The organism is Thermodesulfobacteriota bacterium, from assembly GCA_035325995.1.
In the GTDB taxonomy this organism is placed as follows: Bacteria; Desulfobacterota_D; UBA1144; order Nemesobacterales; family UBA2774; genus JADLGH01.
The window spans coordinates 339571-352148 of sequence record DAOKYU010000002.1 but is presented as its reverse complement, the minus strand read 5'-3'; the positions used below and the strand labels follow the sequence as shown (position 1 = coordinate 352148).

The following is a 12578-nucleotide window of genomic DNA, read 5'->3' as shown; positions in this document are numbered from 1 at the left end:
ATTATTAATTACATCTTATACCGGTTTCCCCGCGCCACCGGCCCATTTCGATAGAATCTGAACGATAAACCGCCCCGGAGGTTGACAACACCCCCCGTAGCTAATATGCTTTACCATCAAGGTTCAGGCGAACCTAACGGTGCATTGAATGGGAAGGTTGGACAGGCTTTTAAATAAAGCCGACGATTACAAGGAAGCCGGACGATTCGAGGACGCGCTTAAAGAGCTCACCAAAGCCATCAAGATCGCGCCCGAGGATCCCGATGTTTATCTCTCCTTCGCGCTCACATACGACGCGATGGAGGAGTTCCACGCTTCCGTCTACTATTTCAGGAAGGCCCTTGAGCTCAACCCCGAAGACCCTTATATCTGGACCCAGCTCGGCATCACGCTCGCCCGCATGGGCATGCACGACGAGTCGATAAGGTCGTACCACGAGGCGCTCGAGCTCGACCCGGACTACGTCATAGCCAAGTGGCACATGGCGCTCACGTACCGCTCCGTCGGCCTCTACGAGGACGCGCTCAGGTATTTCCAGGAATGCGCCGCCTCATGCACCGAGGTCGACTACATCAACGACGAAATCCACTACCAGACGGGGCTCTGCTTCTTCGACATGGGGTGGACGAAAGAGGCCCTTTCCGAATTCAGGAAACACGTCGAGTTCTGCCCGTCAGACACCTGGGCGCACCTTTCCATAGGCAACTGCTACTTCGATTTCGGATGGATAGACGAGTCGGCGGCCAAATTCAGGGAGGTCATATCCATATCCCCCGAATTCATCCCCGCCTACAACGCCCTCGCGCTGTCCCTCGCCGAAAAGGGGTGGTACGACGAGGCCCTCGACGTCCTCCGCGCGGCCCTCAGCATCTCGCCCGACGACGAATCCGTAAAGGACAACATGGACTACATCCAGTCCTTGAAGGAAGACGACGACGGCGCCAAGGGCGTAATCCTCATGAGCCTCATACTCCAGCTCATGAAGAAAAAAGAGCTCTCCGAATAACCCCGTCTCAGGCTGTAAACTCCGTAAGCGACCTGCCCGCGAATTCCCTGCCCTTCTCGGTAAGCGAAAGCCTTCCGCCGCTGTCCGTGACGAGTCCTTTTTTCACCGAATAGACGACGGCGCTCCGGGCGAAATCCCCTTTCCAGCCGAGGCTCTCTTCGAGGTGCGAGATTTCCGATTCGCGCTCCTCCTCGGGCGTCCCTTCGTGGTTGAGGAGGTGTATGACGAGCATCCTTCCCGCAAAGTCCCGCTTCTGGTACGACTTCCGCGAGTAAACCGCGATCAGCCCCCTCTCCGGGGCGAAGAGGAAAACGAGCAGGAAAAGGGCCCCCGCGGCCGACGCCATCGACCCGGCTATGCTGGCGTCGATCAGCATGGCGAACCAGAATCCGGCAATCGCCGAAACGACGCCTATCAGGACGCTCAGCCCGAGCATCCGCGATAGCCTGTCGGTAAGGAGATACGCAGCGGCCGGGGGCGCTATCATGAGCGCCACGACGAGTATGGAGCCCACGGCGTCGAACGCCCCCACGGCCGTCACGGAAACGAGCCCCATGAGTAGATAATGTATCAGCCCCGGGGCGAAGCCCAGCGCCGCTGCAAGCCCCGCGTCGAACGTCGCGAGCTTCAGCTCCTTATACATCAGCAGTATGAACGCGAGGTTCAGGGCGAGAATCGTCCCCATGACGTACATCGACCTCGGCCCGATATCCACCCCGCCGACGATGAGCCTGTTGAAAGGGGCGAACGCCAGCTCGCCGAGCAGGACCGCATCCACGTCCAGGTGAATGCTCCACGTGTAACGCGCTATGAGTATGACGCCGACGCTGAAAAGGAGCGGGAATACGAGCCCTATGGCGGCGTCCTCCTTGACGAGCCCGGTCTTTGCAAGGACCTCGACCAGGCTCACCGTCAGCACCCCGCTGAGCGCCGCGCCGACTATGAGAAGCGGCGAGGATACGCTCCCCGCGGCGAAGAACGCGAGCACGATACCGAGCAGTATCGAGTGGCTTATGGCGTCGCTCATCATGGCCATGCGCCTTAGGACCAGGAAGACCCCGGGTATCGCGCACGCCGCCGCGGTCAGCGCGGCGATTATCTGGATATCCATCTGCTCAGCGCTCATCCGTATGCCCCCTCCTCGTCTCCGCTATCCTCTGGGCCTCCGTCACGCCCGCCGGGGTAAGCGCCCATTCGCCCTTTCCGGCGGGGCGGACGAGCCCGCGCTCGCGGAGTATTCGAAGGCTGTTCTCGACCCCGCCCTTCCCCGCGCTCATGAGCCTCAGCACCGACACCGAATGCGCGTGCCCCCGGTCGTCGTGCTCCCTCGCGAGTATGTAAAGGTCTTCCAGGATCGCTTCCAGCCTGAGCCGCCCCCTCCGCCGCCTGTCACTGAGCTTGCTCCAGAGTATCCCGCGCCGGGGAGCGAAAAGAATGGAGACTATCACTATCACGCTCACGGACACGACTATGGTCGGCCCCGTCGGCAGCCTCGGCACGCTCGCGCTGATGACGGCCCCCGTAACGCCGGCCATAGCTCCGAAGAGCGCCGAGAGCGCTATCATCACGCCGAGCCTGTCCGTCCACTGCCTCGCGGACGCGCCCGGTGCTACGATCATCGCGCTCATGAGGACGACGCCCACCGTCTGAAGCCCAATGACGATGGCTAAAACTATCAGCGTGGTGAGCAGTATGTCCAGCGCCCTTATCGGAAAGCCTAGTGTGGAGGCGAACTCCGGGTCGAAAGACAGGAGCTTGAACTCCTTCCAGAATGCGCCGACAGCCAGAAGCGAGAGCCCGCCCAGTATCGCCATCGTCACGACGTCCCGCCCGAGGAGCGCGGCGGCCTGCCCGAAGAGGAATTTGTCGAGCCCCGCCTGCGTCGCGTCCGGGCGCTTTTGTATCAAGGTAAGGAGCACCAGGCCCGCGCCGAAGAATACGGACAGCACCATGCCGAGGGCCGAGTCATACTTCACCCGCGTCGTAGAGACTATGCTCATTATAAACAGGGTGGCGGCCCATCCCGCGAGCGCCGCGCCGACTATAAGGACCAGCGGTATCTTGCTCCCCGTAAGGAGAAACGCGAACGCTATGCCCGGAAGCGCGGCGTGGGACATGGCGTCCCCTAAAAGGCTCTGCTTTCTGAGTACGGCGTAAGTCCCGAGCGCGCCGCTGACTACGCCCAGCACGGCGGAGCCGAGCGCGACCGTCCTCAGCGTATAATCGAAAAGGAGGTCCGAGAATATGCCGGGGAAATCCACCTAAAGCCCCCTTTCCCCCGTCTTTCCGGTGTCTCCGTTGGCGTCCGCCGGGCGGCGAATGAAAGATACGTGCCCGCCGTAGGTAAGCCGGAGGTTCTCGTCGGTAAAGGCCCGCTCGACCGGGCCGCTCGCTATGAGCCGGACGTTAAGCAGCGTCGCCCAGTCGAAATACTCGGGTACCGTCTGCAGGTCGTGATGCACGACGACGACCGTCTTCCCCGCTGCGCGCAGATCCTGGAGAAGCGCCACTATAGCCCTCTCGGTCGTCGCGTCTACCCCCTGAAACGGCTCGTCCATGAGATAGACGTCCGCGTCCTGTACGAGAGCGCGCGCGAGGAACACCCTCTGCTGCTGCCCGCCCGAAAGCTGGCTTATCTGCCGCCCGGCGAACCGGGTCATGCCCACCTTTTCGAGGGCCGCGGCGGCGAGCCCGCGCTCCCTCGCGCCCGGCCTCCTGAACCACCCGAGCGCGCCGTAACGCCCCATCATCACGACGTCCTCGACGCTCGTGGGAAAGTCCCAGTCGACGCTCCCCCTCTGCGGGACGTACGCCACGAGGCGCCGCACCTCCGGATACGGTTTCCCGTAAATCAGCACCTGCCCGGCGGCCTTCCCGACGAGGTTCAGAATAGACTTTATAAGCGTCGTCTTCCCCGCGCCGTTCGGGCCGACGACGGCCATCAAAACCCCCCTCGGCACCGTGAGATCGACGTCCCACAGGACCGGCTTCTCGCCGTATGCAACGGTAAGGTCCTCGACTTCTATCGCGTTAGGCATAGTCTCGTCCGTCCTTCCCCCGCTCAGGACTGCCCCCCGTCCATAAGGGCGCCCGTAATCGTGTCTATGTTCTCGCGAACCATGCCTGCGTACGTGCCCGCGGTCGACCCCGGGTTCCCGAGGGCGTCCGAATAGAGGGAGCCGCCGACCTTCACGTTAAACCCCCTTGCCCCGGCGGCCGCCTGCACGGCCTCTATGTACTTCGGAGGAACGGAGCTCTCGACGAATATCACCGGTATCTTCCTCTCGACGATGAACGTGGCCAGGGCCTGCACGTCCGCCGTCCCGGCCTCCGACGCGGTGCTTATGCCCTGAAGCCCCCTCACCTCGAACCCGTACGCCCGCCCGAAATAGTTGAACGCGTCGTGGGCCGTGATCAGCACCCTCTTGCTCTCGGGCACCTGTGCGGCCTTCGTCTTCACATATTCGTCGAGCTCCCCGAGCTCTGCGAGATAGGCCGCGGCATTGGCCCCGTAGGCGTCCGCATTCTCGGGATCGGCCTCGGAGAGGCTGTCCCTCACGACCTCGACGGCCTTCATCCAGAGCGAAACGTCGAACCATACGTGCGGGTCGTAATTCCCCCCGAATTCGGGCGGAGAGATGAGAGCTCCCCTGTTTATACTGTCCGTAACGGCGACGGTCCTTATGCCGCGCTTTTCCATCTGCTCGAACACCTCCGACATCTTCCCTTCCAGGTGAAGCCCGTTATAGAGGATGATGTCCGCGCGGGAGAGAGTCTCCACGTCCCCGGCGCTCGCCTTGTAGAGGTGCGGGTCCACCCCCGGGCCCATGAGCCCCGTCACCTTCACGTGATCCCCGCCGACCACCCTCGCGGTGTCGGCGATCATCCCCGTCGTAGCGACTACGTCCATCACCCCTGTCCGCTTTTCTTTCCCCGCCTTATCCGACGAGCATCCGGCAAGTCCTGTTGCAACAAATCCCAGCGTCAATGCGAAAATCGTCAATAACGACCTGAATTCCATTTTACGAATCCCCCTGCTTTTTTCCTTTTATGTCCGTGATGAAAACATACTGCGCCGCCTCCGCCCCGAGTACGTGCTTCTCGTCCCCGACCTTCACGGTTATCGGCCCCCTGAAAGGCTCGACCGAAACGACCTTGACGCTCGTGTGAGGATAAAGCCCCATGCCGCCAACGTATCTCAGGAGGCTCGGATCGTGGTCGCTCACCTCGGCCACCACGCCCGACTGCCCCGGGCCGAGGTCGGCGAGCGGTATGGAATCGAGCTCGACGAGAGTCCCGTCCCTGCTCGGTATCGGCGAGCCGTGCGGGTCCCTCGTCGGGTATCCGAGCACGGCGTCCATCCTGTCCTCCAGGTCCTCCGACAGTATATGCTCCCACTTTTCGGCCTCGTCGTGCACCTTGTCCCACGGCACCCCGAGCGCCTCGGCGAGGTAGAGCTCCACCAGCCTGTGGTGCCTTATCACTTCGAGTGCTATCTTCTGCCCCGCGCTCGTGAGCATCACACCCTGGTAACGCTTGTGCGTAATCAGCTTTTTCTCGGAAAGTTTCTTTATCATGCTCGTCACCGACGCCGGTGCGACCCCGAGCTTCTCGGACAGGGCATTCGTCGAGACCTTCCCCCTTTCCTTCTGTATCTCGTATATAGCCTTAAGGTAATCTTCAATCGATTCCGTATACATTTACCGGCTCCTAAAGTAGTTTTTAGGTATATCTAAAAATATTTTATTGCCGCGAGCCCATACTGTCAAGCCCGAAACCCGTCAGAAGGCGAACGTAAACGCCGCCGTGAGGACGACCAGCCTGTCGTCGTTCTTCACGTAAATATCCGGCGTCACGCCGACGATCACGGTCAGCCACTCGGCCGCGTTGGCCGTAAAACCGCCCGTAACGTTTATTATCGAAACGTCGCCCCCGCCGTCCGCGCCCTCGAAGGCGTACGCCCCTTCAACGACCGCCTGGAGCCAGGGAGTCACGTAATAGCCGAGCCCCGTATTCGCGGCGAGGCTCCACGACCCCCCCTCGATGAGGCCGACAACGAGATCCGCGTCGAGAGAAAATCTGTCCGTGAAGTTCTTCGTCAGGACGAGCCCCGCGGGCTCGACGACCCATTCCGCCCCCTTATCCACCGGGAACGTAACGCCCGCGACGTAGGCGAGCGAAAACGGGCTCCCCGCGCCCTCGTCGATGAGCCTCAGCTTGAGACCCGAATCTATGTGCCCGAAATCGTTCTCGGCCCGAATGAGGTCCGAATCCTCCACGTTGAAAAAATTTATGCTGACCCCCGCTTCCAGAAAATCCGTAATGCCCGGGGTTATCCTGAGCCCCCCGCCGTACTTTCTCGTGTTATCCCTGTCGTCCGCGAATTCCGCCGAGAAGTAGGGCTCGAGCTCGACGACCCCCCTCGGAACCGTATCCGCGCTGAGGACGGTAACCTTCGAATTAGATACCCCGCCCAGGGCCTCCGCCTCGGGCGCAAAACCCAGGAGCTGCATCAACAGCAGCGCCGGAACGGCAAGCGCCCTTCCGGCTGAAACGCACCGGGAGCCGCCCGCTCCCGGCACGCGCCATGGCCTGCCGCCCCCCTTGTTATTTTTACTACAATTCATTTTTTCTCTCCCCCGCCGTGCTTCTAACGAGAACTAGCTCAAAATATTATCTTCACACAGCAACTTTATTTTTAGACTCGTCTAAAATTATAATAAGGCGAGCATTATGTCAAGAGGGAGAAAATGAAATCACGGGAAATCCGCGGCAAAACCGGCTAGTATATTAGCCTGTGCAATATACGAGTCCCGCATATTCCGAAAGAGATACACGCCGCGCTCACCGGCGCCCGGCCGGGAAAATCCTCATACCCGTACACCTCCTTGCCCTCCTCGTCCTTCTCGCGGGACACCCCGCGCCCGGCGCGCCGGCAAAGGGCGAGGCCCCGGGGGTCCCCGCCTACGGCTACGAGGTCGTAGCCTCCTATCCCCACGACCCTTCGGCCTTCACACAGGGCCTCCTTCTCGAAGACGGCGTCCTCTACGAAAGCACGGGCCGGCGCGGGCAGTCTTCGCTGAGAAAGGTAGACCTCGAAACCGGCGAAGTCCTCAGAATTCGAAACCTCCCGGGCGTTTACTTCGGCGAAGGCGCGGCCATGGCGGGCGACAAGATAATCCAGCTCACCTGGCGCTCGCAGAAGGGCTTCGTCTACGACAAGCACACGTTCGAGCTCCTCGAAACCTTCACCTACCCCGGCGAGGGCTGGGGGCTCACGTACGACGGGAGGAGCCTCATAATGAGCGACGGCACGGACGTGCTCAGGTATCTCGACCCGGCCACGCTCAAGGAGACCGGCAAGCTCGAGGTCTACGGCGAGAACGGCCCGGTGAAGAGCCTCAACGAGCTCGAATTCGTCGAAGGCGAGATATTCGCCAACATCTGGGGGAGCGACAGGATCGCGAGGGTCGATCCCGGGACCGGCCGCGTGAAGGGGTGGATAGACCTCTCGGGCATACTTCCCGAAAAGGACAGAAAGGGAGGCGAGGACGTACTCAACGGCATAGCATACGACCCCGGCAGGAAAAGGCTCTTCGTCACAGGCAAGCTGTGGCCGAAGCTCTACGAGATACGCATCGTCCCGGCCGGAACCGGCAAATCGGAATAGCCGCGCGGCAAACCGCTTACAGAACCGCCCGCGCTATTTAAACAGCGGCTGGTCTTCCTGCATCTCCGTTTCGAGGGGCGATATGTCCGACTCGATCTCTTCCTCGACCTCTGGATTGTACTCTTTATCCATCGATTTCGGCTCGACCCTGTCCTCGAGGGTATCGGTGCCGGCCGGCTCCGCGGGTGCGTCTATCGTGGCGCACGAATAGCCGAGCGGCATCATAAGAAAAAGAAGCGCAATCAGGATATTTCTCATTTCGGTTTCATCCTCAAAACGTTATTGTCGGGCGGTCCGGGCGACACCCGCCGCAAGTGGAAATATAACACCATTCCGGCCCGGCGCACGGGTTATTTTTTGGGCCCCTTCCGCTTTATGCCCGACACGGCTTCCAGGGCCAGTATGAGCGCCTGCGTCCCCTTCCTCCCGTGCCCCTGCGCCTTGGCGGCGACGTAAAGCTCGCGGACGAGCGCGAGCCCCGGAAGAACGAGGTCCATCCTCTCGGCCTCGGCGAGCGCGATGCCCATGTCCTTTATGAAATGCTCGACGTAAAACCCGGGGTCGAAATCCCCCTTCAGTATCCTCGGCGCGAGGTTATCCAGCATCCACGACGCCGCCGCGCCGCGACCGACGGACTCCAGCATCCTGGCCGGGTCGAGCCCGGACTTGTACGCGTAGAGCAGCGTCTCGCACATGCCTATCATCAGCCCCGAAACCATGATCTGGTTACACATCTTCGCGTGCTGGCCGGAGCCCGCCTTCCCGTGATAGACGATGTTCTTCCCCATGAGCCTGAATAGCGGCATGAGCGCATTCACGGCGGCCCTGTCCCCCCCGGCCATTATGGACAGCGCGGCGTTCCTCGCGCCCGTGTCCCCGCCCGAGACAGGGGCATCCACCGTTTTTATTCCGAGCTTCCGGGCCGCGTCGTATATCTCGATCTCGAGCGAAGGCTCAGTCGTCGTCATGTCCACCGCTGCGCCGCCTTTCTTAAGACCGGCGAGCACGCCGTCCGGTCCGAAATAGACCTGCCTCACGTCCGCTGGGAACCCGACGATCGTGAATACGACGTCCGACCGCTCGGCGACCTCTCGCGGAGACGGGAGCCACTCAGCCCCTTCTTTCAGGAGATGAGATGCCTTCTTCTTCGTCCTGTTGTAGACGGAAGTCCTGTAGCCGTTCTTTAAGAGATGCATGCACATAGACGAGCCCATGACCCCCGTCCCTATCCATCCGATCCTCGTTCCGTCTTCGCCCGGTTTTACGGCTTTCATGTAAACGCCTCCTCGGCAACTCATAATATAACTACGGCGGCCGTGTGTAAAGTGAGTGAGCTCCGTTCCGGGCCGGGCAGGCTGCATTTTTCAGCGCCGGGCCCTGGTCTTCCTTCTTTTGTGCCACGAAACGTACAGGGCGCTCAGAACTATGAAGACGAGGATGTAAGGTATGAGGAAGGCCACCGGCTTTGCGTGCGGGAAGTTGACCTGCGCGATGACGAGCGCGAATCCCGGGTTCCGCCCGGCGGCTTCGAGTGCGAGCGCGGTCCGCTCCTCGAACACGTCGGGGGCCGAGAAATGCCCGGCCGCCAATGCGAGCACGATGAAGAGCGCCACGGCGGCGTAGGAACGAAGGTCGAGGTCGAAGATGAACCTGTACGTCATCGCGAAAAGCACCGCCGAGACGATTATCAAGAGTGCGCCGAATACCCTCGTCAGCGGGCGCGAGATTCTTTCGGCGACGCCGGGGTATTTCTTCCGGACGAAAAGCCCGAGCCCCACGGGAAGGAGTATCATCGTGAATGCGAGCCTCGCGATTTCCAGCGGATCGATTGTCGCCTCGAACCCTATCGACGACGACATTACGGCGAGCGTAACCGGGGTGGAAGCTATGGACAGCACGGCGAGTATGAGATGGAGGCTGCCTGTGTAATCGAGCCTGCCCGCGGCCCGCGACGCCCTCGTCAGCATGAGCGGCGCGGCCGGTGAAGACGCCATTATCGCAAGGCCGACGGCGGCGGGGTACACGGGCCGGACCAGGTACGCCACGGCCAGCGCGGCCAGGGGCACGAGGACGAGGACGACGGCGAGAGATTTCAGGAGGAGCGGAAACCGTCCCCTGAAGAACATGAGATGCCCCGGCGCCATGTTGAGCCCCGAGGAGAACATGAGGCCAAAAACAGCGGCCAAAGTACCGGCTTTCAGAAGTAAAACCTGTAATTCTCTATCCATGATCCCCCGGCCCGACGGCCTTGAGTCATTTTAGTCCCGGGACGCCGCGAGGGCAACGGTCAGGTTATTATCGGGGTTTGATTCACCTGGCGACCCTTCCGTAAAAAAACCTCTTGGCCGCCTCCGCCGTGACTACGTAAACCGCGACTATGCCCCCTATGGCCGCGAGGAGCGTCCAGGGGAGCGGCCTGAATCCGAAGAGGCCCGCGAGCGGCGAGTACGGCAAGAGCACGGCTGCGCACGCTATGAGCAGTATCGAGGCGGCCAGATATTTACCGGGCTTGCTTTTCAGGAACGGCCTCCGCGTCCTTATGACTAGGATAACGAGCGCCGCCGATACGACGCTCTCGACGAACCAGCCCGTCCTGAACTCCTCCATGGGAGCATTGAACATGAACAGCAGGATACCGAACGTAAGGTAATCGAAGACCGAGCTTATGACGCCGAATACCGCCATGAAATTCCTTATGAACTTTATGTCCCACTTTCTCGGTTTCATCACCATTTCGTCGTCCACGCTGTCGCCGGCTATCGTCATTTCGGGTATGTCGGCCATGAGGTTCGTGAGTAGAATCTGCTTCGGGAGGAGCGGAAGGAACGTGAGGAAGAACGAAGCCCCCGCCACGCTGAACATGTTGCCGAAATTAGCGCTCGTGGCCATGAACACGTATTTCAGCGTGTTGGCGAACGTCACCCTGCCCTCCCTCACCCCGCTGACGAGAACACCGAGGTCCTTCTTTAAAAGCACGATGTCGGCGGCCTGCCTCGCGACGTCTGCCGCGCTGTCGACCGATATGCCGACGTCAGCCGCGTGGAGCGCGGGGGTGTCGTTTATACCGTCGCCGATGTAGCCGACGACGTTTCCCGCCTTCTTGAGGGCGAGAACTATGCGCTCCTTCTGACCGGGCTCTATCTCGGCGAATATATCGCACCGGGCCGCCACGGCCAGAATGGATTCGCTGCTTAGCCCTGCGAGCTCGCCGCCAGTCACGACCTCCGGCTCCCTCATCCCGACCTCCGTGCCCATGAAACGTGCGACGTCGCGGTTGTCCCCCGTTACGACCTTGAGCGATATGCCGAGGCGTCCGAGCTCGGCTATGGTCGCCTCCACGCCCTCCTTCGGGGGGTCGTAGAGCGCGATGAATCCGAGAAACGTCATTCCGCTTTCCTCGGACTTGTCGATCCGATCGCCCCCGATCCCGGCCTTGCAAGCTATCCCGATAGTGCGGAACCCTTGAGACGAGAGGTCCCTGGAACGCTCCTCTATGGCACTTCTAAGGTCCTCGATGTCCGCCGTGCCGCCCGAAGGCAGCTCCGCCTTCGAGCAAGCCGACAGCACGCTGGCGAGAGCGCCCTTGGTTATCATGATGCGGCCCTCTTCGCCCGAGACCAGCACGCTCAGCATACGACGACTGAAATCGTACGGCACCTCGTCGAGCTTCTTATAAGGCGACGCATCTATCCCGGCGCATCCCCTTATTGCGTCGTCGAGAGGATTCGTAAACCCGGTCTCGAAGCAGGCGTTGAGGTAGGCGTAGAGCAGCACCTTACCGCTCTTTTCGCCGAGCACGTTCACGGCGGAATGGATCTCGATAACCCCCTTGGTCAACGTTCCCGTTTTATCGGAGCAAAGGACGTTCATGCTCCCGAAGCTCTCTATCGCGCTCAGCTTCTTTACGATGACGCTGCTCTCGGCCATGCGCCTCGCCCCGCGCGCGAGGTTAACGCTTATCACGGCGTGAAGGAGCTGGGGGGTAAGGCCGACCGCTATGGCCATCGAGAACAGGAACGACTCCAGAACCGGCCGGTCGAAATAGACGTTGACGGCGAATACGGCGAGGACCAGGAGCAGCGTCGTCTCCATGAGCAGGTAGCCGAACTTCCTGATCCCGTGCTGAAACTCGGTTTCGGGCGGGCCCAGCTTGAGCCTCTCGGATATCTTGCCGAAGACCGTCCCTCTCCCCGTGAGCACGACCACCGCGCGGGCGGTGCCGCTCACGACGGAGCTTCCCATAAAGAGACAGTTCACCCTTCCCGAAAGCGGGGTGCCGGGCGGGAGAGTGCATACCGATTTTTCGGCCGGGTAATTCTCCCCCGTAAGCGCCGCCTCGCTTACGAAAAGGTCCCTCGATTCGAGTATGCGGCAGTCCCCCGGGACCATGTCACCTGCAGAGAGCAATACGACGTCCCCGGGAACAATACCGGCGATGGGCACGTTCGCGGCCTCGCCGTCCCTCAGCACCCGAACGTTCACCCTCACCATCGAGAGAAGCTTTTCGACCGCACCCGCCGCCCCGTGCTCCTGCCAGAAGCCGAGCACCCCGCTCAGGAGCACTATCACGAGTATTATCAGCGCGTCCGTAACGCCGCTTAAAAAGGCGGACAGCACGGCTGCGGCGAGCAGAATGATTATTATGGGATTATTGAACTGCGACAGGAGAAGCGGAATCCAGGACGGCATTCCCGGGGCCTTGCGGCCGTCTGCTTCGGCGCCTTTCAAACGCCGCTCGGCATCGCCGGACGACAGCCCCTCGGCCGACGTACCGAGCCTGGAGACCAGCTCCTTCTCACCTGTAGCCCAGAAGTCCTCGAGGACGCCGCCCTCGCCGATTGAATCAGCTTTCATCCCGGCCTTCACCCACGCCTGCCCCGCGAAAAACGGCGCATTCTCCCC

Annotated in this window: 12 protein-coding genes; 2 read left to right on the top strand and 10 right to left on the bottom strand. The window is 61.1% G+C overall.

Going from position 1 to position 12578, the window contains the following annotated elements; translation table 11 throughout:
• The first annotated feature begins 148 nt into the window (after nucleotides 1-148).
• The gene (locus PKC29_04505) at nucleotides 149-1006 is read left to right on the top strand and encodes a tetratricopeptide repeat protein (protein ID HML94675.1); all 858 of its coding nucleotides are present in this window, start codon (nucleotides 149-151) and stop codon (nucleotides 1004-1006) included.
• A gap of 7 nt (nucleotides 1007-1013) precedes the next feature.
• On the opposite strand, the gene PKC29_04500 is transcribed toward PKC29_04505, so the two are convergent.
• The 6 genes from PKC29_04500 to PKC29_04475 all read right to left on the bottom strand — a co-directional run bounded on the left by PKC29_04500 (nucleotide 1014) and on the right by PKC29_04475 (nucleotide 6633).
• Nucleotides 1014-2132: a metal ABC transporter permease gene (locus PKC29_04500; GenBank protein HML94674.1), complete on the bottom strand. Its 1119-nt coding sequence runs from the start codon at nucleotides 2130-2132 to the stop codon at nucleotides 1014-1016.
• Nucleotides 2122-3267: a metal ABC transporter permease gene (locus tag PKC29_04495; protein ID HML94673.1), complete on the bottom strand. Its 1146-nt coding sequence runs from the start codon at nucleotides 3265-3267 to the stop codon at nucleotides 2122-2124. The genes PKC29_04500 and PKC29_04495 overlap by 11 nt, the downstream gene beginning before the upstream one ends.
• Nucleotides 3268-4044, bottom strand: coding sequence for a metal ABC transporter ATP-binding protein (locus PKC29_04490; GenBank protein ID HML94672.1), 777 nt, complete (start codon nucleotides 4042-4044; stop codon nucleotides 3268-3270). It abuts the gene before it with no gap.
• Between the two features lie 23 nt (nucleotides 4045-4067).
• Nucleotides 4068-5027, bottom strand: a complete 960-nt coding sequence (locus PKC29_04485) for a zinc ABC transporter substrate-binding protein (protein HML94671.1) — start codon at nucleotides 5025-5027, stop codon at nucleotides 4068-4070.
• Nucleotide 5028: 1 nt separating this feature from the next.
• Nucleotides 5029-5706, bottom strand: a complete 678-nt coding sequence (locus tag PKC29_04480) for a metal-dependent transcriptional regulator (protein HML94670.1) — start codon at nucleotides 5704-5706, stop codon at nucleotides 5029-5031.
• Nucleotides 5707-5787: 81 nt separating this feature from the next.
• Entirely contained in the window at nucleotides 5788-6633 is an 846-nt protein-coding gene (locus PKC29_04475) for a hypothetical protein (GenBank protein HML94669.1), read from the bottom strand.
• 170 nt (nucleotides 6634-6803) lie between these two features.
• On the opposite strand from PKC29_04475, the gene PKC29_04470 reads away from it, so the two are divergent.
• Complete coding sequence (locus tag PKC29_04470) at nucleotides 6804-7676, top strand: glutaminyl-peptide cyclotransferase (protein ID HML94668.1); 873 nt, start codon at nucleotides 6804-6806, stop codon at nucleotides 7674-7676.
• Nucleotides 7677-7709: 33 nt separating this feature from the next.
• Here the strand turns inward: PKC29_04470 and PKC29_04465 are convergent, their stop codons facing one another.
• From PKC29_04465 to mgtA, 4 genes are all read right to left on the bottom strand, one after another.
• Complete coding sequence (locus tag PKC29_04465; GenBank protein ID HML94667.1) at nucleotides 7710-7934, bottom strand: hypothetical protein; 225 nt, start codon at nucleotides 7932-7934, stop codon at nucleotides 7710-7712.
• A gap of 92 nt (nucleotides 7935-8026) precedes the next feature.
• On the bottom strand, nucleotides 8027-8950 hold the full coding sequence (locus PKC29_04460; GenBank protein HML94666.1) for an NAD(P)-dependent oxidoreductase: 924 nt from the start codon (nucleotides 8948-8950) through the stop codon (nucleotides 8027-8029).
• A 90-nt stretch (nucleotides 8951-9040) separates the two neighbouring features.
• Nucleotides 9041-9904: a sodium:proton antiporter gene (locus tag PKC29_04455; protein HML94665.1), complete on the bottom strand. Its 864-nt coding sequence runs from the start codon at nucleotides 9902-9904 to the stop codon at nucleotides 9041-9043.
• 82 nt (nucleotides 9905-9986) lie between these two features.
• Nucleotides 9987-12530 carry a magnesium-translocating P-type ATPase gene (gene mgtA, locus PKC29_04450; GenBank protein HML94664.1) on the bottom strand — a complete coding sequence of 848 codons (2544 nt, stop codon included), beginning with the start codon at nucleotides 12528-12530 and terminating at the stop codon, nucleotides 9987-9989.
• Nucleotides 12531-12578: the final 48 nt, after the last annotated feature.

What these genes read in the sequence shown, in the direction of transcription:
- PKC29_04500 (HML94674.1), bottom strand. Translation starts at nt 2,132, where the DNA reads ATGAGCGCTGAGCAGATGGATATCCAGATAATCGCCGCGCTGACCGCG.
- PKC29_04475 (HML94669.1), bottom strand. Translation starts at nt 6,633, where the DNA reads ATGAATTGTAGTAAAAATAACAAGGGGGGCGGCAGGCCATGGCGCGTG.
- PKC29_04490 (HML94672.1), bottom strand. Translation starts at nt 4,044, where the DNA reads ATGCCTAACGCGATAGAAGTCGAGGACCTTACCGTTGCATACGGCGAG.
- PKC29_04505 (HML94675.1), top strand. Translation starts at nt 149, where the DNA reads ATGGGAAGGTTGGACAGGCTTTTAAATAAAGCCGACGATTACAAGGAA.
- mgtA (HML94664.1), bottom strand. Translation starts at nt 12,530, where the DNA reads ATGAAAGCTGATTCAATCGGCGAGGGCGGCGTCCTCGAGGACTTCTGG.
- PKC29_04455 (HML94665.1), bottom strand. Translation starts at nt 9,904, where the DNA reads ATGGATAGAGAATTACAGGTTTTACTTCTGAAAGCCGGTACTTTGGCC.
- PKC29_04485 (HML94671.1), bottom strand. Translation starts at nt 5,027, where the DNA reads ATGGAATTCAGGTCGTTATTGACGATTTTCGCATTGACGCTGGGATTT.
- PKC29_04460 (HML94666.1), bottom strand. Translation starts at nt 8,950, where the DNA reads ATGAAAGCCGTAAAACCGGGCGAAGACGGAACGAGGATCGGATGGATA.
- PKC29_04465 (HML94667.1), bottom strand. Translation starts at nt 7,934, where the DNA reads ATGAGAAATATCCTGATTGCGCTTCTTTTTCTTATGATGCCGCTCGGC.
- PKC29_04480 (HML94670.1), bottom strand. Translation starts at nt 5,706, where the DNA reads ATGTATACGGAATCGATTGAAGATTACCTTAAGGCTATATACGAGATA.